The following is a 22406-nucleotide window of genomic DNA, read 5'->3' on the forward strand; positions in this document are numbered from 1 at the left end:
CAGGCGCTCACGGCGAAGGCCTTAGATGCCAGAGGTGTGAAACTTCTTTTCGCTCTGAACAGTCGAAGCGGAAGGCGGACATCCGATTGCGATTCAGGCAGGTGTCGTCCATTGCCTGGATCGCAATGGGGTCGACGGTCGACGGCATTGTGGCAGCAAAGCAATCTGCGTCGCCGGCGGTCTTGCTTGTGCCAAGAGTGGGACCGGGTCATAACCACGCTCGGATGACGTGAGAATCAGTGATGAAGCCGCTGCGCATGAGGCAGTACCAGCACGGTAAAGTTCCTCAAGGGCGGCCCGCGCGGAACTTACCCCACCCTCCCCTCAACCACAAGGATGCCATCAGCAATAGGACGCCATTACCCTCCCTGCAAACGGCTTCCAGACTTACGGCACCAAAGGACACACCCCAAGAAAAACACAATCGGACCAATGTCACTAGGCGAACGAGGCAGGCGACGGGATACTGGCAGTTCGCGTCATCGGCCGGTGATTTCTGAGACAAGCACTTTGCGTCCCTCGCGCAGCGACAGGCTTAAGGCATCGGCAGTGGCGATTGATGCGGCGGCGGCGCTGCCATCCGTTAGTGCTGCGAATTCGGCCACCGCTGGCTCGCCGCGTAGTAGTGAATGGAAATAGGAGAGTTCTTCCTCGATCATGCCGCGCAGCCAAAGCGGTGGCTCGATGCTCGGATTGCCAAAGAGGACCCCGCCGTCCGCAGCGCCGCGGTTGTAAAACGCCGTCCTGTCATCATCTTCGGCCTGGGAACGATGGAGAAGGCTGGACTCCGTGCGCTCCGGGGTACGCACCTCGACGCCAGTGTCTTGAAGGTCGATGCGGATAGCGCCCATGGTGCCTTCGATGAGCACGTAGTGTTCGGGCCAGCGGAAGGCCGACCCGTACTCGAGGGCGGCGAAGGTGTTGTTGCCGAACTCGAGTGTCATCAGCAAAAGATCGTCTTCGTTGCCGTAGCCCGGCCCGAGGTGTGCGACATTTCCGCCGGCCATGGTGGCACTGACGGCTGGCCCCATAATGCTTTGAACAAAGTCCAGTTCATGGATGTGGTGGTACAGGTGTCCGCCGGAGAGCTCACGGCGTTTCTTCCATGTCACTTCCCCCTGCGGCTCTTCCCAGTTGTTTCGGACCGCGCGGCAAAACACCACCTCGCCAATCGCGCCCTCGGCTATGAGGGCCTTCGCTCGTCGCACTCCTCTCATGAAATTCATGGCGTGCCCGGCCATGAAGAGTACCCCGGCCTGTGCGGTCTCGGTGATCATCCGGGAGCAATCTTCGAAGGAGAGGGCTATGGGTTTCTCGCAGAAGACGTGCTTGCCGTGCTGTGCGGCGACGAGCACCGCCTCGGCATGGGCCCAGTTGGGGGAGGCGACGACGACTGCGTCCACGTCCTCGCTGGCGCAAAGTCTTTCGATGGATGCGCTCACCTTCGCGCCGAGCACGAGGGCTGCATTCGCCGAGTTTTCCGCGTCGAAAATCCGGGTGATGCTGGCGGAGGGTTCTTTGAGTAGGGCGCGGCCAATGGCCAGACCAAAGTATCCGGCGCCGACCAGGCCGTAACGGACCTCAGACATGGAATTTCCTTTCGAAACGCTGTGGTGTGAAGGGGCGGCTCGTAGGGGATAAGTGGGTCAGGTTATCTATGAAACGACTGCTGCCACGCGGACGGGCTGACCTGCGGCCACGGAGGCGTAGGCCGCGTCGATGACGGCTAGGCTTGCCGCTGCGTCGGCTTGGCCGTAAGCGGGGCTGCTGCCGCTCCGGAGGTCCTGCTCCCATTGGTTGAGCATGCGCCGCAGGATTGCTATGGAACTCGGCCCCTCCACCGGCAGTGCGGAGACGCCTCCAGCGGTGTCGAACCGGCTGACTTGCGGTTTGTCGTCGTCGGAGCTGGCGTTGCCGTGGGACCCAAGGATACGGATGCTGGAGGAGACGGGTCCCAACCCGGGGGCGGCGGGAACACGGCCCAGAGTCACGGTGGCCGTCACCCCGTTTTGCAGCAGCAGGGATGCGACAGCGGTGTCCTCGACGCCGTTATCTCGGTGCAGTCCGCTGAACAGAGTCGAGGCCTCGCAGTGGACCTCCAAAACTTCCAGCCCGGTCAGGAAACGGATGTAGTCCACAGGGTAGAGCAGGAAGTTCAGGATTTCCCCGCCCCCTGAGAGCGCCGGGTCCACCACCAGTTCGGGTCGCTCCACCGAGGTGGCAAAGTGGGCGCCGCTGGCAAACCATTCCACGTCAACATGCAACGGCAGCCCCATGTTCCCGGCATCGATCCACCGCCGCAGCCGTTGGACTGCTGGCGAGTGGAGCCGGTTGATGACGCTCAAGGATGTCTTGGCGGATGCTTCGGCTGCCGCCAGGGCAGCAATGTCCTCCGAGCTGGTACCGATGGGCTTGTCCACCAGGACATGCAGTCCTGCCTTCAGGGCCTGGGTGGCTAGGGCCGCGTGGCGGGTAGGTTCACTGCAGATAATGACGGCGTCGACGGCGGCTGGATCCAGCAGCGGTTCCAGGGTGTTGAAGTAGGCAACGTTCAGGCTCTTGGCGGTCTGGGCCGCATCCTCGTGCATCCAGGCGGGGCTCAGGGTCTCTTCGGCGACGCCCACCAGCTCGACGTCAGCGGTTTGGGCCAGAATTTCCGCATAGGGCACTGCGTGCCGGATGCCTGACAGGAAGCCGATCCGCAGGCGGGACCGCGGATTCTGGGCAGAGGCATGGGCGCTCATCGGATGACCCCTTTCTGATGGATGGACGGGATAGACAGGTCGATGGCCCGCCCGGTGTCCAGCGATTGCTGCGCCGCCAGTCCGGTCGCCAGGGCAGCACGGACCTCGGCAGTCCTGATGATCGGTTCCGCGCGTCCTTCGACGAGCTCGATCCAGTGGCACAATTGGGCGGTCATGGCACCTTCCACGGAGCTGGGCGCGGGCCGGGCGCCGTCGCTACTGAGGCCCGGATCGTCCTGGGTGCTGTGCGCCAGCGTCCCTTCCGACCCGGCCACGACAATGCGGCGAAGCACGTCGGCGTGTTTGCGCAGGGAGTAGGAGATTTCCAGCAGGGCCAGCGACCCGTCGTCGAACTTCACGGTCAGCTGGAAGCTGTCGTGGACGGGCATCTGGGCGGCATAGCTGGGGAACGATCGGGCGAACACCCGGACTGGGTTGCGCTGGAGCAGCCACACGGCCAGATCGATGCAGTGGCTGCCATTGTGCACTGGGTGGCCGCCGGACTTGGCGGCGTCGAGCTGCCAGCCGCGCCACCCGCCGGGCCACACATATCCGGTGTACCAGCTGAGGTGGGTGAGGCGGGGGGTGCCGATCTCACCGGCTTGGATGGAGGCGGCGATGGTGGCGATGGAAGGCTGGAACCGCACGGTCTGGCCCACCATCAGGCTTAGTCCGCGCCCTTCGGTTGCCTCCACCATCGAGTCGAGATGGTTCAGGTTCAAGGCCGCTGGTTTCTCGACGTGCACGTGTTTGCCCGCTTGGCCGGCTGCGATGGTGAACCGGGCATGGTCGGGGGTGGCATTGGTGATGTCCACTGCGGTGACGGCGGGATCTTTCAGGATTTTGTCGATGTCCGTGGTGGCTGTGGCCCCAGGATAGAGGGCGGCCAGGGAGGCGGCCCGTTCCAGGTTGGAGCCGTAGACGTAGGCCACCTCGACCCCGGGGATTTCTCGGAGGGCCGCGAGGTGGTCGCGGGCGATGTTTCCGCTGCCAATGATGGCTACCGTGCTGGTCATCCTCAGACTCCGGCGAGTGCATCTGAGGCAGCATGTGCGGCCGCCTGACGGGCAGCTGCCACCTGGGCCATGGCTTCGGCGCCGGCTACCACTGCGGTGGCAGGCGCCTCGATCAGCACGCTTTCCTCCCCGCGCATTGCGGCTGCGATCTCAGCAAGCTCACATTCCACGGCCGCCTGCATCCACAGCGGGCTCGTTGCTCCGGCGGCGTTGTAGGCTTGCTTCCGCTCGGCTGAGTCCCGCAGCGAGGCGTTGGCTTGCTCCGAATCAAAGATGCCCCATTGGGCGCTCACTTGGCCGTCGGTGTATTGGCTGACGACCCCGGTCCTCAAATTGGCCTCCAGGGCTGCCAACGTGCCGGAGATGCGGAACCGCCAGTCGGCCACGTGGGCCGAGGTCGACAGCTCGTGGTAGGCGACGGCGCCTGAGGCGAACTTTAAGGTGGTCTTATGGACGCTGTCCTCCGGAGGGCCGCCGGCTGGCCGGGGGGCCCCTGCCGTTGCCCGGATTTCGACCGGGTCGCCCAGGATCCAGGTCAGCAGGTCGAGTTCATGGATTTCGTGGAGCAGTTCCCCGCCGGTGCGGGCCCCGTCGAGCTTCCACCAGTTATCTGCCCCCTGCGGGACATGTATCAGCCGGGAACGGCTGCCGTATCCTTCCAGCAGTGTCCCCAGTTCGCCTGAGCGGGCGGCGTGGTACATCCTCTTGATGCCAGGCATGGTCCGTTCCACGTGTCCGACCAGCAGCAGGCCTGTGCTTCGACCGGCAGCCTCGACCGCGGCCAGGGCGTCCGGGCCCGTAATGGCCAGGGGCTTTTCGACAAAGACGCTTTTGCCTGCATTGAGCAGGGCGATGGTCGCCGCGGCGTGGGTGTGGTTCGGGGTGGCGATCATGACAAGGTCGACGTCGGCGGCGGCAGCCAGCTGGGAGGGGTCCGAGAGGGTGCGCGCGCCGACTCGCCGGGCCAGCTCGTCAGCGGATGTGGAGTCCAGGTCGCAGATGGCGGTGACTTCGAAGGCGTCGTCGTCTCTGCAGGCCAGGGCAAGGGTGGTGCCGAAGAAGCCGGAGCCAAGCACGGCGACGCGGATGGGAACGTGGGAATGACTCATGAAGGTGCCTCTTTAGAAAGGTTCAGAAGGGTTTGAATGTCCGGCAACAGCGACGGGGGAGCCTAGGCCGACAGCGGGGCGGCGGGGGCGGCGTCGTTGGTGCCGATGGGGTGGAAGCAGCGCAAGGTGTGAAGGGGCTGCTTGCTCCGGACAGTCAGGGGCGGCATTTCGTCCGAACACTCGGCCGTGGCTTTCCAACAGCGGGTGCGGAAGGGACAGCCGGACGGCGGCCGGACCGCGGAGGGCACGGGACCTTCGAGGTTAATGGGGTTGATTTCGTCCAGGATGCTTGGCGTGGCCGAGAGCAGGGCCTTGGTGTAGGGGTGTGCCACGCCGCCGGGGGTGAGTGCCGAGGGTACCTCCTCCACGATCCGCCCCAGGTACATGGTGACGATCCTGTCGCTCATGCGCCGGACGGTCTGGATGTCGTGGGAGATGAAGACCATGGCCAGGTTCATCTCGGATTTCAGGCGCAGCAGAAGGTTCAGGATCTGGGCGCGGACCGAGACGTCCAGGGCCGAGGTGGGCTCATCGGCCACCAGCAGTGAGGGTCCCAGCGCCAGGGCGCGGCCGATGGCAACCCGCTGGCGCTGGCCACCGGAGAGCTGGGTGGGCAGCGCATCCGCGGCACTCGGGGGCAGTCCCACGAGGTCCATGAGCTCGCGCACACGGGTCTCACGGGACGCACCGCTGCCCAGACTGTGGACGTCCAGCGGATCCCGGAGGATCCGGCGGATGGGCAGGCGGCGGTTCAGGGCGGTGGATGGGTCTTGGAAGATCATGCCCACGTTGCGGCCGAATTCGGTGCGACGGTGCTCGGCGGACATCTCCCACAGCGGTGCCCCGTTGAACAGGACGGTGCCGTCGGAGGGTTTCTGCAGGCCAACGATGGTCTTCGCCAGGGTCGATTTTCCGCAGCCAGACTCGCCGACGATGCCTATGGTCTCCCCGGCGGCGACGCTGAGGTTGGCCCCTGTCAGGGCGTACACGGTCTCTTTGCCGAAGAGGCTGGAGCCCTTGATGGCGTGGCGTACGTGGATGTTCTTCAGCTCGAGGACTGGAGTGTCGGCCTGGGTGTGTGCGTCTGGCAGGGATGGTGTGCCTGGGGATGTCCTCATATCAGGGTCTTTTCTTTCAGCAGTTCGTCGAGTTCGACGGCCGGGTGATGGCACGCGACCAAGTGGTCTTCTTCACTCCGGGTCACAGGGGGTTCGACAGTGTGGCAGACGGCGCTGGCCAGGGGACAGCGGTCAGCGAAGCGGCAACCGGCAGCGAAGTTCGCCGGGGAGGGAACCACGCCCTTGATCTGTGTGAGGCTTTCATCCCCTGCTTCCAGGGATAGCACCGCGGAGAGAAGACCGCGGGTGTAGTGGTGTGCGGGTTGGCCCACGACGGCGTCGATGGCGCCGGATTCGGCGACCTGGCCGCCGTACATGACGACTACCCGGTCCGCGATGTCGGAAACCAGGGCGAGGTCGTGGGAGACGAGCACGAGAGCAAAGCCCAGTTCGTCTTTGAGCCGCAACAGCAGCTTCATGACCTGGGCCTGGACTGTGACGTCCAATGCCGTCGTTGGTTCGTCGGCCACGATGAGCTTCGGTTCGCGGGAGAGGGCCATGGCGATGAGCACCCGCTGGCGCTGGCCGCCGGAGAGTTCGTGTGGAAATGCTTTGAGGGTACGCTGCGGATCCAGGTTCACCAGTTCCAGGAGTTCCTCGCAGCTGCGTTTGCCGCCGCGGCGGACGAACTGCCCCAGTTGGGACCTGATGGTCATCGCCGGGTTGAGCGAGGACAGGGCGTCCTGGTAGATCATGGAGATGCCGTGGCCCATCTGCGCCCGCCGCTTCCCGGGTTTCATGTGGAGCAGATTCTCACCTTGAAAGAGGATGGAGCCGCCAATCTGTGCTCCGCGTGGTTCCAGACCCATGATGGCCAGCGAGGTGAGCGACTTGCCGCAGCCGGATTCGCCGATCAGGCCCAGGACTTCGCCGGGCCGTACTTCGAAGCTGATGCCGTTGACGACGTTGACGCCGTTGTGGCGGTCCGGGAACGAGATGGTCAGTTCCTTCACTGACAGCACGGGGGCCAACCCTGAGAAGTCTTTGAGTCGGCCCCTGATGCGGGCCGCTGCAGCGGTAAGACCCGGCAACTGGACGGCGGAGGCGGCCGAGCGGGCTTCGGCGACCTCGGAAAATTCGGCCCTGATCGCGGTCTTGGCCGCTTTGGAGGCTTTGGCTGAGGGGGCGGCGAGGGCGTCCGAGAGGCCCTCGGACAGGACGTTCAGTGACACGACCGTCAGGAAGATCAGCAGGCCGGGGAAGGTGGTGGCCCACCAGCCGCCGAGCATCAGGAGTTCCTTGCCCTCGGCGATAACGCTGCCCCAGGAGGCGTAGGGCTGCTGGACACCGGCGCCGATGAAGGACAGTGATGCTTCGAACACGATGGCGTCCGCCACCAGCACGGTGCAGAAAACCAGGATCGGTGCGGCGCAGTTGACGGCGACATGGCGGGTGATGATGAAGAAGCGTCTGGCGCCGATGATTTTTTCCGCTGCGACGTAGTCCTCGCCGTATTGGTCCAGGACGTTGGCGCGGACGATGCGGGCCACCATGGGTGTGTAAAGGAAGCCGATCGCCGCAATGAGCACCGGCAGGTCGCGGCCGAAGACGGCTACCAGAACGGCGGCCAGGGCGATTCCGGGGAATGCCATGATGATGTCCAGGATGCGCATGATCACTTCATCAACGACCTTGCGGCTGGTCGCGGCTATGGAGCCGATGGCCGCGCCGGCGACCAGGGCGAGCAGGGTGGATCCGAGCCCGATGGCCAGGGACCAGCGGGCGCCGGTGGCCAGCCGGGCCATCAGGTCCCGTCCTTGGCCGTCCAGGCCTAGGGGGTGCTCCCAACTGGGCGCCTTGTCGGTGGCCACGGATTGGAGATTCGGGTCCGCGGCGATGAGCAGCGGACCGAGGGCCGCGCCCAGGGTTACCAGCGTGATGATGACGACGGCGATCCAGCCGGAGACTGTGAGGCGTCCGAGCTTGAAGCCGGAACGCGAGAGGCGGGCGGTGAGCTGCTTTCTCATGATGAGTGGCTCCTCAGGCGGGGGTTGGCGATCATGGAGAGAATGTCCACGATGAGGTTAATGACTACGAAGCCCAACGCGATGGTGAGAACGGCACCCTGGACGATGGCTGGCTCGTTGTTTTTCACGGCATCGATCATGATCTGTCCCATGCCCGGCAGGTTGAACATCTGCTCGATTACGACGGCGCCGCCCATGAGGTAGCCCACCCGCAGTCCAAGGACATTCAGAGGGTTAATGAGGGCGTTGCGCAGGACGTTGCGCCCTACGACCACGACGGGGTGCAGGCCGCCGCCCCGGGCAGTGCGAACGTAGTCCCTGTCGAGTTCCTCGACCATGGACGTGCGGATGATGCGAGTCATCTGGGCGGCTATGGGGAATGCCAGCGACACGGCCGGCAGTGTCATGCTTTGCAGCCAGCCCGAGAGGGAGTCCCCCGGATTGATGTAGCGGCTGGCGGGGAAAATCGGGTTCTCGATGGCCAGCCACTGTACCAGCAGGAGGGCGATCCAGAACGACGGCGCGGCCACGCCCAGCAGTGTGGCGAAACGGATGACCTGGTCCGGCCAGCAGTCCCGGTAGATGGCGGAGACCGTACCAAGAATGAGCGCCAGGGTCAGGGCGATGATCAGCCCGAGGAAGGTCAGCTGCATCGTCAGCGGCAAGGCGGTGGAGATCATGTTGACCACGGTTTCGCCCGTAGCCAGGCTCTTACCCAACTGACCCTGAAGGATAAGCCCCACAAAGACGAAGTACTTGACGAAGAAAGGATCATTGAGTCCGTGCTCGGCCCGGAACTGTTCCAGCTGGCCTGCCGAGACGGGGGCGTCGGCAAAGACAGCCACGGCGGGGTCGGTCTTGGAAAACTGCATGACGGTGAAGACAAAGAGGATGATGCCCAGAACCAGCGGCACCAGCGAGATGACACGTCGTCCGAGCAGTCTTAGAACCATTACCACTACGGGCTCCTTTGAGGGGAAGGAAGGAAGGGTGTTTGCCGGGACCCAGGCCCACCGGGGCCCCGGCAAACACTTGTTGTTTGCCGGGGGTCCGTCCTACCAAAGCCTCGGCAAACGATGAGGGGCGCCTTTTCTACGCCGTGCGGGTGGCCTTGAGAAGGTTCACGCCAGGGATGTCCAGCGCCTTGACGCTGTCCATTTTCTTGGGATCCCACGCCGTGAAAAGCTGCATATGCATCACAGGGTAGATCACCGCTTCATCGGCAATCGTGTCCAGGGCAGCATTGGTCTTGGCCTTGTGGTCCGCCGGATCCGTGGCCTGGATGGCAGCGTTTAGCTGTGCGTCCAGTGCTTTGAATTCCGCTGTCTCGCCCCACTTGTTCCAGGGCAGGAACGTGTTGGAGTTCGAGTAAAACCAGCGGATGTTCAAGTCGGCATCGGCACCAAACTGGTTGGGGTTGCCGGAGAACGTCAACGCGTCCACAGGTTCCCCTGCTGCAACCTTGGAATTGAAGGCCGCCGTCTCCTCGACGTCCAGGGTGGTGGACACGCCCACAGCATCCCAACCTTCCTTGATGGTGTTGACAGCCACCTTGGTCCAGGAAATGTTGGTGGAGAGCAGAGTCACCGAAAGGTTTTTCACGCCGGCCTCCGCCAGAAGTGCTTTGGCCTTGTCCGGGTTGTAGGCATACTGGGTGGCTGCCTTGTGGTACTCCGGGCTCTTGGTGTGCAGGAAGGACGTTGACGGCGTGCCCTTCCCGGCAATGGCAACGTCAATCAGCTTCTGGGTGTCAATGGCCATGCGCAGTGCCTGGCGCACGCGCTTGTCATTGAATGGCGCCTTGTTGGTGTTGAAGACCAGGCCCAGCAGGTTCATGCTGTCCACGCCCTCGACGGTGAGGCCCTTGCCCTTGAGGGAGTCAATGTTGTCCTGTGGGATGTTGTCCGCAATCTGGACACCGGAGGCGCCTGAGGTAAGCAGCCCAACCCTTGCCGCGGCGTCCACCGAGACGTTCCACTGCATGGAGGTGAACGTCGGCTTCAGGGAGCCGTTATACCCGTCGTGCTTTTCAAACGAGGTGAAGGAGGTGTCCTGGTGGGCCTTGACCTTGAACGGTCCGGAGCCGATGGCGTTCTTGCCCTGCTTGAGGAAATCAGCGTTCTGCGACTCGAAGACGTGCTTGGGCATGATCTTCACAATGGAGAACCGCTGCATGGCCGACGCGAACGGGAACTTCATGGAAATCTTGACCGTGGTGTCATCGACCTTGGTAACGCCGTTCAGCCATGAGGCGAAGAAGGCGTTCGTGAGGACCTTGCTTTTCGTGTCCAGGACGCGGCCGAAGGAATAGACGACGTCGTCCGCGGTCACCGGCTTTCCGTCATGGAACGTGGCACCAGGGCGAAGCTTGACCGTCCACTCGGTGGCCTTCAGATCCGCCGGCATTTCACTGGCCAGCGCGGCGTACGGGGTTCGTGTGACGGCTTCGGCGTCCCAGAGGCCCTCATAGATGTGGTTGTGGGCTGCCATGGCGAAGGCAGAGCCCGTGTTCAGCGGGTCCCAACTGCTGTTGTTGTTATAGCCAATGGCGACGTCAATGTGGTCGAGTGCCGCTGCGCTGCCGGCCACGGATCCGCTGGACTTGGGTCCGCCGCAGGCGGCCACCCCTGCGGTCAGGGCGGCGGCGGTGCCCATAAGGCCGGTGTACTTCAAGAACGCACGGCGGTCTAGGCCACGGTATTCGACTGCGTCACGCATGCTTTTCCTTCGGGTTGAGGTGTTGGTGGTCCGAGGTGCTTACCGCCAGAAGTCTGACGATGTAGGACCTATCGTTGATGATTAACGTGATCCACGTCAAGGGAAATCGATAAATTGGCTAAAAATGGCCGATTCTCTTCGTTCATCGGTCCTCGTACGTCTGAGGACTAGTTGGAAGACGTAGGACAGTGGTGTACTTAGCTGTACGGTAGGAACGCCCCATCGGAAGATGGGAAGATGCGATGCGAGGAGACGACACCATGAGCACTCACCCAGACGCCGGTGGCTGGGCTGCGCCCGCGACTGAGCGGGAGACGCTCACGGACAGGCTGAAGCGCTACATCCTTGACAAGCACATGCTCCCTGGCGATCCGTTGCCGAGCGAGACTGATCTGGCGGAAATCCTCAGCGCCAGCCGTTCCAGTGTGCGGGAAGCACTGCGGACGCTTGCCGCCCTCGACATCATCGAAATCCGCCACGGGCACGGAACGTTTGTTGGCCAGATGTCATTTGCCGGCACCATCGAGAGCCTGATCTTCAAGGGGCTCCTCAGCAGCCAAGGCGATCTGGAAGTCATTGACGACCTCATTGACTTGCGTGAAGCCTTCGACATTGCACTGACGGACCATGTGATGGCCGGGCTGGCACAGACCCCCGACCCTGCCATTGAAGAAACGCTGGCCGCCATGGACACCCATGCGGCGGCCAACAATCCGGCGGGGGTGGTGGCAGCGGAGAAGCGTTTCCACCAACAGCTGCTGGGCCACGCCGGCAACAAGCTTGCCACCCAACTTGGAACGGCCCTGTGGGAAGTCCACACCACCGTGGCCAACACCATCAGGACACCCAGTCAGGAAGAGCTGCTGGAGACGGCCAAAACCCACAGGACCATGTACGAGATGGCCCTCCACTCCCGCGGCCGGCGCTATCAGGCTGCCATTCTGGACCGCTATGAGCCGCTGCGAGGGCAGGTTCAGAAGCAGGCCAATGGTCCGCGGGCTGGCCAGGCGCGCGCCTAATCGTTCCGCTGATACCTCTGGCTTGACTGTGTGGCACTCAAGGGGAGCCTCAAGCCTTTCCGCGGGGCCGCCGTCGTACGCGGGAAGGTCAGCGGTGACATTACTCGCGAATCTCCATCGCTTCGTGGATCTGAAGGGCGAACCAGAGTTGAGCCAGGGCGGATGTTGCGGTCATGTCTAGCCCAGTCAGCTCACTGATTTTCCGGATCCTGTAAATGATGGTCTGCCGGTGAGTGAATAGGGCCGCTGCCGTCTTCTGCCAGGAGCGTTGCAGGTCCAGATACGTTTTCAGAGTGAGAATCAGATCCGGCTGGCGTCCTCGCTCATATTCGAAAACCGGGCCAAGGAGCCGTTGGACGAGTGCCTGTCCTTCTTCGTGGCTGGTCAACCCCAGCCAGGATGGGCCTTCGGCGTATCGCACGAGCTGCTCATTGTTGCTGCCTGCTGTTCCTAGGGCCCATAGTGACTCCTGAAGAGCGCTTTGAATGCCGGTAGGGGTAGCCGGCGTGCTAACCCCGATCATGGTGCCGGGCGGCAGCGCATGGAGTAGCTGTTCGTTGGAACACTCCTTGGACACCAGAATGTGGAGCTTGTTGTGTCTCTCCAAGCATGTGGTTGGGAAGCCGTGGCGCCACAGATTCGAGTGTGCGTTGGCCAGGTGCTGTCCTGCATTTGTGGACATGGAGACGACCAGAAACTCCTGCCCCGGAATGCCGAACTCGGACAGCCGACTTTCCAGATCCTTGATACCGTATCGGCCGTCGAATGCCTGAAGGAGGAACTCGGATCCCAGCCGGAGCCGGTTCTCCAACCCCAGAACGGTACGCGACAACTCCAGGCCGAGGACCGTCGCCGCATGGAGCAAAACCACGGCATCGGGGTGCGGATCGGACGCGGGCAGGACCACCAGCAGCGCGTTGGCATGCGTAGGAATTTCCATAAGAAGGACGTCTTGGTCAAGGACCCGGTGCCACTGGAAATTCTTCGCCGCTCCCTGGGCCGGCCCCACGAGATGTCCCAGCTCTGCGGCCAGAGTTGTCGGCAACGCCTCGCTGTCGGGGTGCCACGGGTGCAGACACCGCCGATCCACCACGAACAGCTGAGAATTCAACTCGGCTGCCAGCCCGTTCAGCAGGGTCTGCCAGTTGTTCGCTCCGGCAAGACGGAGAAGGTCATAAATCCTGGCCGTCTGCCGCAGTCTGCGGGATTCCTCCAGGAGCGAGGACTCGGCGACCGAACGGGCAATGGCGATGAACGGCAGAGGGTAGGGCACGTTGATCACAGGTAAGGGGAGTGCGTTGCACGCTTCCATAAATTCAGGCAGCAGCGGAGGAGCGTGCATTTTTTCGCCCACAGCTAAAGCGCTGGCCCCTGCCCGTACCAGGGACTGAGCGAGTTCCACCTGTCCGGCGGCATCGGCCGGAATCGACAGTCCGTTGGTCATCATGATTTCGCCGCCGGTGACCCACTCCCACAGCCGGGGCAGGTCCGACGTGTGTGCCCACGTGATGCGGTTCCCGAGGCCCTTGGAACCCGCAATCAGGCTCAACCCCAGCTGAGGCTCAGCGATCAGTTCGGCAACAGTAATCACTAACAGAGTTCCTTTGGTTGGTGCGGGGGACGGTGACTACGAGTTTATACAAATGTCTAGCCGTGTTTGCCATTTGTAGTTAATTGACGAATATGCCGGGTGACGCCGGTCACCCATGATTAAGTCACTTACTTCCCGGCTCAACGAAGAGCCTTCAACAGAGAGGGTTTGCAATGAGCGCAACGAGCAATCTCATTGATGACGCCCCGCTTACAAATTTCCACAAGAAGCTGACGTTCTTCGCCTCAGGCGGTCCCTTCATTGACGGCTATGCGCTGTCAATCATCGGAATCGCCTTGATCACCATGACCCCCGGCCTGCACCTGAGCACCGTGGAAATCGGCATGATCGGTGCAGCGAGCCTGGTCGGCATTTTCTTCGGCGGGGCCATCTTCGGCTGGCTGACGGATAAGATCGGCCGGCACAAGATGTACATCGCCGACCTCATCGCCCTGGCAGTGTTCTCCGGCCTGAACGCCTTCGCCACCGAAGTCTGGCAGGTTGTCCTCTGCCGGTTCCTCCTGGGCGCTGCCATCGGCGCTGACTACCCCATCGCCACCTCGCTCCTTGCAGAGTTCCTCCCGAAGAAGCACCGTGGACGTCTCCTGGGTGCCACCTTCGTGGTCTGGGCGATCGGCGCGGCAACTGCCTACGCCGTCGGATTCCTGCTCCGCGACACCGGTCCCGACGTCTGGCGCATCATGGTTGGCAGCCCGGCGATCTTCGCCGTCGTCACCCTGCTTTGCCGGCTCGGAACTCCTGAGTCCCCGCGCTGGCTGCTCTCCCGCGGCCGCCGTGACGAGGCGGAAGCCATCATCAAAAAGGTTTACGGCCAGCAGTACAGCCTCGCCGACATTGCCTCGGACAGCGAAGGTCCGGCCAGGCAAGGAAAGTTCCTGGACATCTTCAGGCGCCAGGCATGGAAACGCACCCTCTTTGTCTCCATCTTCTGGACTGCCCAGGTGATCCCGCTCTTCGCGGTCTACACGTTCGCCCCGGACCTGCTGGCCTCCATGGGCATGACCGGGGACGCCAACCTTTACGGGGGATCCTTCTTGATCTCCATGCTGTTCGTTGTGGGCGGTGTTCCCGGTTTGTGGCTCGTCGAGAGGATCGGCCGCCGGAAGCTGCTCCTGTGGAGCTTCGGCATTATTGTGGTGGCCCTGGCCATCCCCGCCTTCATCACGAATGTCCAGGCCGGCCCGCTATTCATCGCCCTGGCGATTTTTGCCCTTGCCTCCGGCGCGTCCAGCTTCCTCGAAGTCGTCTACCCCAACGAACTCTTTCCCACGGAGGTCCGGGCCACGGCGGTGGGCTTCGGCACGGCGATCAGCCGCGTTGGCTCGGCAGCCAGCACCTACCTGATGCCCGTCGCCATCCTCAGCTTCGGCGCAGCAGGCTCGCTGCTCATCGGCGCCGCCATCTCCCTGGTAGGTCTGGTGGCCACCTTCTTACTGGCACCGGAAACCGCCAACAAGTCCCTCGCCGAACTCACAACTGACAAAAGGCCGGTAACCCCGGCAACCACCAAAGAAGGAACACTGGTATGACCACCCACAAGCCAATCGGGCCCGTCGACGCAACGAAGGTACCCCGCTACGCCGGCCTCGGAACCTTCGCCCGGCTCCCTCAAATCGACCGGGTCCCGGACTACGACATTGCCATCGTCGGCGTACCGTTCGACGGCGGCACCTCCTTCCGCCCCGGCGCCCGCTTCGGGCCCGCCGCAGTCCGCGAAGCATCCCGGCTGCTGCGCCCCGGCTACCACCCCGAACTCGGCGTCGAGCCCGTATACGAGGCCCAGGTGGTGGACGCCGGCGACATCGCCTGCACGCCCTACGACATCACCCGCGCAGTCCGCGAAATCGAAGAGCAGGCACGGCCCCTGATCAGCGACGACAAACGGCTCATCGCCATCGGCGGTGACCACACCATCGCCCTTCCCATGCTGCGCGCACTGAACCAGGTGCATGGGCCCGTTGCCCTGCTGCACTTCGACGCTCACCTGGACACGTGGGACACCTACTTCGACCAGCCGATCACGCACGGCACGATCTTCCGCCGGGCCTTCGAAGAGGGACTGCTCGTTGAGGACAAGTCCATGCACGTGGGTATCCGTGGGCCTGTCTATGACCGGAACGACTTCCTGCGGGACCACGAGTTCGGCTTCCAGATCATCCGATGCTCGGATTTGGATGTTATCGGCGTCCCGGCCGCAATCCAGCGAGTCAAGGATCGGCTGGGCGACACTCCGGTCTACGTTTCCATCGACATCGATGTGCTTGACCCCTCGTATGCCCCCGGCACCGGTACCCCCGAAATGGGTGGCCTGCACTCCCGCGAACTGCTTGCCCTCTTGCGGGGACTGAACGGAATCAACATCGTCGGAGCCGACGTCGTCGAGGTCGCCCCCGCCTACGACCACGCGGACATCACCACCCTCGCAGCCGCAACCCTGGTCTTTGACCTCCTGGGCCTGATGGTGAACCGCTCCAAGGGTGCCACCATCCGAGGCGAGGAAGCCCTGGAAGTCGCCGGCGTCTAGTCAAACGACCTGTTGCAGGCCGCCGGCGCGCCGGCGGCCTGCAACCGTTCAAGCAGGTGAACGGCGCGCAAAGGTTCGAGGAACAGGCCCCTGCCAAGCTAGGAATGGGCGTTTTTAGCCTGTCAGGCTCCCTACGGTGGATAAATGAAATCCCCCGTAAAGCTCCGCACTACCATGACTGGCGGCCTGGTTCTGGCCTTTTGTTCTGCACTCATCGGCCAGGCCGGCCCATCCAGCGCTGACGACAATCCCCGCGACGACGGCACCGGCAACCAGCCCATCCATCTGAATCTGGGCGCCGCAGACCTTCCAGAACAGCGGACAGTCAGCACGCTCGCTCCGGGCGTCACATTGACCAAGATCAGTCGCGGGGGAGCTGACTCGTCTTTGTCCTGGACTGCAGAGGTTGCCATCCCCTCCGATTCACCGGACGCTGACGCACCGACGTCGCCGCTCTCGAGCCAGTCCACCGCACAACACACTGTCGAGAAGCTGAAAGCAGCAGGCGTTGACTCCCGCGTGGAGCATGTTCAGTCCCCGCAACTCGCGGACGGTGGCGGGGACTTAGGCTACCGCGTGCGTGCCGGACAGTTCGCGGCGAAAGCCGATGGGGCCGCCGTCGTAAGTCAGATCAAAGCTGCAGGGTTCGAGTCGTCAACGACCTACACCGGTTGGGACGGTGACTTGGGCACGAGTGCGGACACCCGCGGCCCCTGGAACCTGGAAGTCATCACTATCGACCCGAAGGACTACCGTGGCGAACTCACCGCGTCCTTCGGCCCGGACCTGGAAAAGCGCGAAACGACCAGCCAGCTGGCGTCCGCTGCCGGCGCGATCGCCGCTGTGAACGCAGGCTTCTTCGTTTTCGATCCTAAGGCGGGCGCTGAAGGTGATCCCGCCGGCGTCGGCGTGTATGGGGGCACGACGCTCAGCGAGCCAGTTGCAGACCGTCCGGCCCTCATCATTGACGGCAATAAGAACAGCACCAGTATCGAGCGCCTTTCCTGGGCCGGTTCGCTCTCTTCTGCGACCGGCCAGTTGGCGTTGGATGGCGTCGACCGGGTGCCAGGTTTGATCCGCAACTGCGGGGGAGCGAACGACCTTCCTACACCGCTGGCGCTGCATGACGTTACCTGCACCAATGCCAACGAGCTCGTCACGTTCACTCCGGAATTCGGGCCGTCCACCCCTTTTGGTCCGGGCCTCGAGGTGACTGTGGACGCTGGCAACATTGTCACCGGTGTGGCAGAAACCCGTGGCACGGCGGTGCCTGTTGGCGGTCACACCCTCCAGGCAACAGGTACCGACGTTGAGAGGCTGCGAACCCTTGCGCCGGTCGGTGCCAAGCTCAAGATCGGAACAGACCTGGTCGGCGAGAACGGAAAGACTCTCCGCTCGAACAAGGCCACCAGCGTAGTGAATGGCGGCCCCCTGCTGGTCAAAGACGGCCGCCAGGACGTCACGGTCAAACGGGACGGCATGGTCCACCCCAACGACGGCAACAGCTTCTACTACGGATGGGTGCACAAGCGGAATCCTCGAACGTTCGCCGGTACAGATGCCGCGGGCAGGACGTTATTGGTGACTGCTGACGGACGATCCACCGCATCGCTGGGTTTGAGTTTGAAAGAGGAAGCCGATGTCGCCATGTCCTTGGGTATGGTCCAGGCGATGAATCCGGACGGCGGAGGATCGACGACGGCGGTTGCCGGAGGGAACGTGCTGAACAGCCCGTCGGGTGGAACAGAACGAGGTGTTGGAGACGCCCTTCTCGTGCTGCCTGGTCGGCCTGAGAAAGAATAAAATCAGGCCGAGCAAGGTAAGTAACCCTGGATCGTCCGGGTGGGGCTGGGAAATACGGTTCGCCGTGATCGCATTCGGGGGTCCTCTCCTCAGGAGGCCTCGAGCCCTCGGTTCTGGTACGCCGTGCTCTTGTCCATGCTCCAGCCAGCCACCATCCCGGCGCCGATCATTTGGTCGCTGAGCCTGGCGAGGCGGTAGTCGGGGTCGGCTTCGAGGGCGAGTTCCAGGAATTGGTGGGCTTTGCTGCCCCGGCCTTCCCACCAGTTGATGAAGGCGATGGCGGTCAGGGCGGGAGCCGAGTGCTGCGTGGCGCTGTGCGTGTAGGCGTGGACGAGCAGCTGCTCTGCCCATTCAACTCGGGACCATTGCGGCTTGCTGTGCGTCTGGGCGAGCAGGACCTTGTCCATGGGTTCGTCGATTCCGGGGATGTCGGCCATGAGTTGATCGCGGATGGCAGGAAACTGCAGGTTCGCGATCAGGCCGATAGTTTCCTCCAGGTCCGGGTAGGTGGAGGCCGCCGAGAACATCGCCGCCCAGAGGCTCCGGGCCTGGTCCATGGCGTCTCCGGGTCTCATTCCCTGGATCTCCAGCACTCTCCTCTCGACCGCATCAAAAGTCTGAGTCTCTTTGGTGGATGCTGGCAGCGTGACTGCGTTGGTCGGCTCGATGGTGCTCCCGCGGTAGACGAATTCGGCGTTGATTTGGCTCGACTGGGTGGCACTCAAGGGGAGCCTGATTCCGTCCTTGGGGTCGCCGTCGTACTGTGAAACGGTGTGGTCACCGACGAGGAGTCCGTCGCGGATTGTCATTCCGGACTCGGCAAGGGCGCCTGTCAGGGCCGCGATGGTGGCGGCGTGGGGCCGCTTTTGGCCGGTCTGGGCTTCTGAGGTGTAGACGGCGAAGAGTACGCTCGCCGCCGCGGCGTCGTGGGCCAGGTAGCCGGCGACCATGTGTGCGTAGCTGATTTCAGTTCCTGGCTTTGGCAGGTCGACGCGGAGTGTGGCCCCGACGTGGTTGTCGGAGAGGGTGATGCAGACGAGGCTTTGGTGGGGCCAGAAGCCCAGGGTGTGTCCGATGAAGCTGAGGACGTCGGCGGGGGTTTTGATGGTGAGCGTTTCCATGTTCCTTCTCCTTCAGCGCCTGGCGGGCACCGGGTGTGCCTGTCAGATGTGTGCGTCGTTCTGATAGCGGAGTCCCCGCTGGGGATGAGGGGCCGGAGTGCAACTTGGGGAACCGGGCCCAAGCCAAAATTTCGCGAGGAAATAAGCGACGGATGAGCGCCGAACGAAATTTTTGGGTCGGGATCGGCGCATGGCGCCCTGGTTGCGCGGAGGACCCGCCCAGCGATGATGGGGATCAGAATGACAAACAGCGAAGATTCTTCTGGTCATTCATGGAGTGTTTTGGCTGGCGCGGCATGACGCCCTATAGATCGGCGCGAATCCTATGGTGTCCGCGGCGCGCCGAGCGCGTTTCGAGGGTGAGTTCGGCGCGGTCGACAACGCCACTTGCCTTTGCGTTGGAATTAAACGCACTTGCTCTGGACATGTCCAGAGCGCAAGCGTTCAATAAGAAAGTAAGCAACTATTGCCTGTCCAGGGGGCCGGGCTGATTGATGGGGTTTCCGATGGAAGGTCTCAATTCTGCCGCCGAACATTCGCCGCTGCGCAGCGCGGCGGAAGGATTTCGCATGCTTGACCTGCCAAGCCATCTTTCATTGGATGATCTGATATCGATCGTAGAGAGGGCCAGGCAGAAACGGATAGAGGTCGACGTCTCTGAGTCCCTTACTGGAGGATCGGTCTGCGGGTTGTGGCTGTCCACGGATAGCGCGGAGATAATCCTGCACGCGCCCACGCCGTCGGCACTGCATCGCCAGCAATTCATCCTTCACGAACTGGGCCATATGGTGCTGCGACACGATGAGCTGGTGGTGTCCTCAAACTATGCGGCGACATTGTTTCCGGACCTCTCCGGCGAGAAGGTGTCGCGGATCCTGGGGCGAAGTGACTTCCTGGACCATATCGAGGCCGCAGCCGAAACCTTGGCGGATCTCTTTGCCGCTGCAATCCGGGACAGCAGCCTCGAGCCGCGGTCTTTTGAACGGATTTTCGGATGATTCAGGACATTTCCGCCGTCGTGATCTGGTGTCTGGCGCTGTGCCTCCTGCCCGATCTGAAGCGGCGCAAAGACCAGAGCATCCTGGTGGCGGCCCTAACCATCGCCACTGCACTCACGCTCAACGTTGACCGGATCTACATCGCGGGGGACCAGCTACTCGGGAACCGCAATCTCCTGGACCTCATAGCCAATATCTTCATGGTTGTCGGTATCTACTTCCTGTCCCGTGCGATCCTGCGCGCCGCCGATGTCAGCGAGACGGTGGACATTCACAACAGAGCAGGGCTTTCGGTGCTCGGGATTGTCGTTGTGGCCTTGATTGTCAGCTTCAGCCTGGTTGATGCTCCGCGGACTTCGACTTCCTTTATGCGGGATTTTGGAAGCCAGTGGCCGGCGGCCGTGTACTCGAGTGTTCAGTTCCTCTACATCGGCGTGGTGGTGGCCATCACCGGCTTTACTTGTTTCAGGTTCCGCGGCGAGATGGCAAGGCCGTACTTTCGCGTTGCTTTTGTGTTCATCGGCCTGGGGTGCGCGCTGGCTGTGGTGTTGGTCTTTGCCGTGCTGGGAATGGACGTTCTTCATCTCATGCGCGAGCTTGAGGCAATGACGCGTCTCTCCTATGTCTACGACGCTGCCGAAGTGGGCGCCATGGTTTTCCTCTGTGTGGGTCTCGCCTTGCCGCCCGTCGCACGTCGGCTGGAGCGCAGTTCTGATGCCCGTGCCGCAGCTGTCCTCGTCGAACGATTGTCTGGGCTTTGGGACCGAATCACGTCGGAGCGATCCGAAATCCGACTAAATCTGGCTCAAACTGCGGTCGACCGCCACGATGCCCCCAAGCGCCGGCTGCATCGGATGTTGGTGGAGATCCAGGACGCACTATTCGTGGACCCGCACCTTGCCCAATTGCTGAGTCAAAATGATCTGGATGTTCTGCGAGAAGCGGAGCAGCATCTCGGAGCCCGGTTTGCAGAATCTGGACATCGACGACCGAAGCTGTCACGGAAAGGGGAAACACATCCGTGACCGATAGCGAAGTTGGGTTCCCCGAACAGCCGCAGGCGAAACTCGCGCGGAAGCTAAATCTCCTCCTGGATCTTTTTGAGGCCCAGGGATCATCGCCCCTGACGTATCCGCAGATAAGCAAGCACATGTCTGACCGCGGAACGCCGTTGTCTCGTTCCCGCTGGGCCTACATGCGAGCCGGCGACAGTTCCATGGCGACGGACCCGCAGCTTTTGCAGAACCTTGCCGAATTCTTCGGCGTTGACCCGAGATACCTTTTGGACGACGACGGCGAGGTTCCCGACTTGGTGGACGCGCAACTCGAACTACTGCGCACACTGCGGGAAAACCGCGTGAGAAACTTTGCTGCACGACAACTGCAGGGGATTTCTCCGGAGACGTTACTGCGGCTCCGCAAAGCCATCGACGAACGCCTGAAAGCACCCGAGGACGACGTCGATGCGTAGGGCCGCTACTGCTGTGGCCATAGGTTGTGGTATTGCCGGCGCTGCCGCCTTCCTCGTAGCGGCCTATTTTGCTCGGGAAGTTGTGGTGCCCAAGAGGCAGCGGAGGGAAGGTCTCGAAATCCGTCGTGTGGTCCACGGAGCCGACGAAACGCTGATGGTGGAGTTGCCGGCATCGGCGTGGACGACGGCTCCAGGCCGCTACAGCATCTGGTTTTCCAACGGCACAGGCCACGCCTGCATTGGAGAGATTGTGTCGACGGACGCCAGCGCCGGAACGGTAACCCGCCTAGTTGAACGGGTTGACTCCGGGGACCTGCAGAACGCCAAGACCGGCATTTGGAGCGGATACGTCTATCCGACGCCGGAGCCGTTAGGGCTGCCCTTCTCGGACGTTCAGATTCCAGTCGAGAACGGCTTGGCGCCCGCCTGGAAGTTCACACCGACGCAGGCGTCCGGCGATTCTTCCACTTGGGCGATCCATATCCATGGCTTGGGCGGATCGAAAGCCGGCGCTCTCCGCGGCGTGCCCGTTGCGAACCGACTGGGATACACATCCCTGGTTGTTTCACTCCGGAACGACCGGGATGCGCCTGCATCCAAGGACGCCCGCTATCACCTGGGGCAGTCCGAATGGGACGACGTTGAAGCTGCGGTGTCGTATGCCGTGGGGCAGGGTGCACGCCAGATAGTTCTTTTCGGCTGGTCTCTCGGTGCCTCAATTGCTCTTCAGCTGGCGGCATCATCGGAGTTTCGGGACCTCATCTCCCGGCTCGTGCTCAATGCCCCCGTTATCGACTGGAGTAGCACCCTGATGGCCAACGCCCGGTCCAGTTTGCTGCCCGGTTGGGGTGCACGGCTTGGACTGCAGATGCTTGGGTCATCCGGAACACGCTGGATCACTGGCCTGGACGCTCCCTTGAGCTTTCATACCCTGGACTTTTTGGCCCGGGCGGACGAACTCAGTGTTCCCATCCTTGTCATCCACAACGAAGGGGACCGTTCGACACCCTTTGCCATTTCCCGCGAGTTCGTCACCCGGCGCCCCGAGCTGGCAACGCTGCTCACTTTTCCCTCGGCGGAGCACACGCAGGAGTGGAATTCCGACCCGGACGGATGGGACGCGGCGGTGGAGAACTGGCTCCGAAACGGCCCGCCGTGGACTGCCGCCGTAACCCTATGACCGCGG

The 22406-nt window shown here is 62.6% G+C and carries 18 protein-coding genes; 8 read left to right on the forward strand and 10 right to left on the reverse strand.

Annotation, left to right across the window (positions count from 1 at the left end; genetic code table 11):
- Window positions 1-479: 479 nt before the first annotated feature.
- From ACQCS0_RS07340 to ACQCS0_RS07375, 8 genes are all read right to left on the reverse strand, one after another.
- Complete coding sequence (locus ACQCS0_RS07340) at window positions 480-1589, reverse strand: Gfo/Idh/MocA family protein (protein ID WP_426940132.1); 1110 nt, start codon at window positions 1587-1589, stop codon at window positions 480-482.
- 66 nt (window positions 1590-1655) lie between these two features.
- Window positions 1656-2744 carry a Gfo/Idh/MocA family protein gene (locus ACQCS0_RS07345; RefSeq protein ID WP_426940133.1) on the reverse strand — a complete coding sequence of 363 codons (1089 nt, stop codon included), beginning with the start codon at window positions 2742-2744 and terminating at the stop codon, window positions 1656-1658.
- Window positions 2741-3760 carry a Gfo/Idh/MocA family protein gene (locus tag ACQCS0_RS07350; RefSeq protein ID WP_426940134.1) on the reverse strand — a complete coding sequence of 340 codons (1020 nt, stop codon included), beginning with the start codon at window positions 3758-3760 and terminating at the stop codon, window positions 2741-2743. Before ACQCS0_RS07350 ends, ACQCS0_RS07345 begins: the two co-directional genes overlap by 4 nt.
- Window positions 3761-3762: 2 nt before the next feature.
- Window positions 3763-4869 (reverse strand): Gfo/Idh/MocA family protein, encoded by a 1107-nt coding sequence (locus tag ACQCS0_RS07355; protein WP_426940135.1) that lies wholly within the window; start codon window positions 4867-4869, stop codon window positions 3763-3765.
- 62 nt (window positions 4870-4931) lie between these two features.
- The gene (locus ACQCS0_RS07360) at window positions 4932-5987 is read right to left on the reverse strand and encodes an oligopeptide/dipeptide ABC transporter ATP-binding protein (RefSeq protein WP_426940136.1); all 1056 of its coding nucleotides are present in this window, start codon (window positions 5985-5987) and stop codon (window positions 4932-4934) included.
- The gene (locus ACQCS0_RS07365) at window positions 5984-7954 is read right to left on the reverse strand and encodes a dipeptide/oligopeptide/nickel ABC transporter permease/ATP-binding protein (protein ID WP_426940137.1); all 1971 of its coding nucleotides are present in this window, start codon (window positions 7952-7954) and stop codon (window positions 5984-5986) included. Before ACQCS0_RS07365 ends, ACQCS0_RS07360 begins: the two co-directional genes overlap by 4 nt.
- A complete protein-coding gene (locus tag ACQCS0_RS07370) occupies window positions 7951-8907 on the reverse strand; it encodes an ABC transporter permease (protein ID WP_426940138.1) in 957 nt (318 codons plus the stop codon). The genes ACQCS0_RS07365 and ACQCS0_RS07370 overlap by 4 nt, the downstream gene beginning before the upstream one ends.
- A 139-nt stretch (window positions 8908-9046) precedes the next feature.
- A complete protein-coding gene (locus tag ACQCS0_RS07375) occupies window positions 9047-10672 on the reverse strand; it encodes an ABC transporter substrate-binding protein (RefSeq protein WP_426940139.1) in 1626 nt (541 codons plus the stop codon).
- A 260-nt stretch (window positions 10673-10932) separates the two neighbouring features.
- Between ACQCS0_RS07375 and ACQCS0_RS07380 the strand changes: the two genes are divergently transcribed.
- Window positions 10933-11691: a FadR/GntR family transcriptional regulator gene (locus ACQCS0_RS07380; protein WP_426940140.1), complete on the forward strand. Its 759-nt coding sequence runs from the start codon at window positions 10933-10935 to the stop codon at window positions 11689-11691.
- 100 nt (window positions 11692-11791) lie between these two features.
- On the opposite strand, the gene ACQCS0_RS07385 is transcribed toward ACQCS0_RS07380, so the two are convergent.
- On the reverse strand, window positions 11792-13282 hold the full coding sequence (locus ACQCS0_RS07385) for a PucR family transcriptional regulator (RefSeq protein WP_426940141.1): 1491 nt from the start codon (window positions 13280-13282) through the stop codon (window positions 11792-11794).
- A gap of 173 nt (window positions 13283-13455) precedes the next feature.
- On the opposite strand from ACQCS0_RS07385, the gene ACQCS0_RS07390 reads away from it, so the two are divergent.
- The 3 genes from ACQCS0_RS07390 (at window position 13456) to ACQCS0_RS07400 (ending at window position 17630) form a co-directional block, all read left to right on the forward strand.
- Window positions 13456-14832 carry an MFS transporter gene (locus tag ACQCS0_RS07390; RefSeq protein ID WP_426940142.1) on the forward strand — a complete coding sequence of 459 codons (1377 nt, stop codon included), beginning with the start codon at window positions 13456-13458 and terminating at the stop codon, window positions 14830-14832.
- A complete protein-coding gene (gene speB, locus ACQCS0_RS07395) occupies window positions 14829-15827 on the forward strand; it encodes an agmatinase (protein ID WP_426940143.1) in 999 nt (332 codons plus the stop codon). Before ACQCS0_RS07390 ends, speB begins: the two co-directional genes overlap by 4 nt.
- Window positions 15828-15971: 144 nt before the next feature.
- Window positions 15972-17630 carry a phosphodiester glycosidase family protein gene (locus ACQCS0_RS07400; protein WP_426940144.1) on the forward strand — a complete coding sequence of 553 codons (1659 nt, stop codon included), beginning with the start codon at window positions 15972-15974 and terminating at the stop codon, window positions 17628-17630.
- A gap of 89 nt (window positions 17631-17719) precedes the next feature.
- Here ACQCS0_RS07400 and ACQCS0_RS07405 read toward each other — a convergent pair whose 3' ends face one another.
- Window positions 17720-18751 carry a DUF4192 domain-containing protein gene (locus ACQCS0_RS07405; RefSeq protein WP_426940145.1) on the reverse strand — a complete coding sequence of 344 codons (1032 nt, stop codon included), beginning with the start codon at window positions 18749-18751 and terminating at the stop codon, window positions 17720-17722.
- A gap of 506 nt (window positions 18752-19257) precedes the next feature.
- Between ACQCS0_RS07405 and ACQCS0_RS07410 the strand changes: the two genes are divergently transcribed.
- The 4 genes from ACQCS0_RS07410 to ACQCS0_RS07425 are packed head-to-tail and all read left to right on the forward strand — an operon-like array spanning window position 19258 to window position 22400.
- A complete protein-coding gene (locus tag ACQCS0_RS07410; RefSeq protein ID WP_426940146.1) occupies window positions 19258-19749 on the forward strand; it encodes a hypothetical protein in 492 nt (163 codons plus the stop codon).
- Window positions 19746-20774, forward strand: a complete 1029-nt coding sequence (locus ACQCS0_RS07415; protein ID WP_426940147.1) for a hypothetical protein — start codon at window positions 19746-19748, stop codon at window positions 20772-20774. The genes ACQCS0_RS07410 and ACQCS0_RS07415 overlap by 4 nt, the downstream gene beginning before the upstream one ends.
- Window positions 20771-21220 carry a hypothetical protein gene (locus ACQCS0_RS07420; RefSeq protein WP_426940148.1) on the forward strand — a complete coding sequence of 150 codons (450 nt, stop codon included), beginning with the start codon at window positions 20771-20773 and terminating at the stop codon, window positions 21218-21220. Before ACQCS0_RS07415 ends, ACQCS0_RS07420 begins: the two co-directional genes overlap by 4 nt.
- Window positions 21213-22400 (forward strand): alpha/beta hydrolase, encoded by a 1188-nt coding sequence (locus tag ACQCS0_RS07425; RefSeq protein WP_426940149.1) that lies wholly within the window; start codon window positions 21213-21215, stop codon window positions 22398-22400. The genes ACQCS0_RS07420 and ACQCS0_RS07425 overlap by 8 nt, the downstream gene beginning before the upstream one ends.
- Window positions 22401-22406 lie beyond the last annotated feature (6 nt).

The organism is Pseudarthrobacter sp. S6, from assembly GCF_050156575.1.
In the GTDB taxonomy this organism is placed as follows: domain Bacteria; phylum Actinomycetota; class Actinomycetes; order Actinomycetales; family Micrococcaceae; genus Arthrobacter.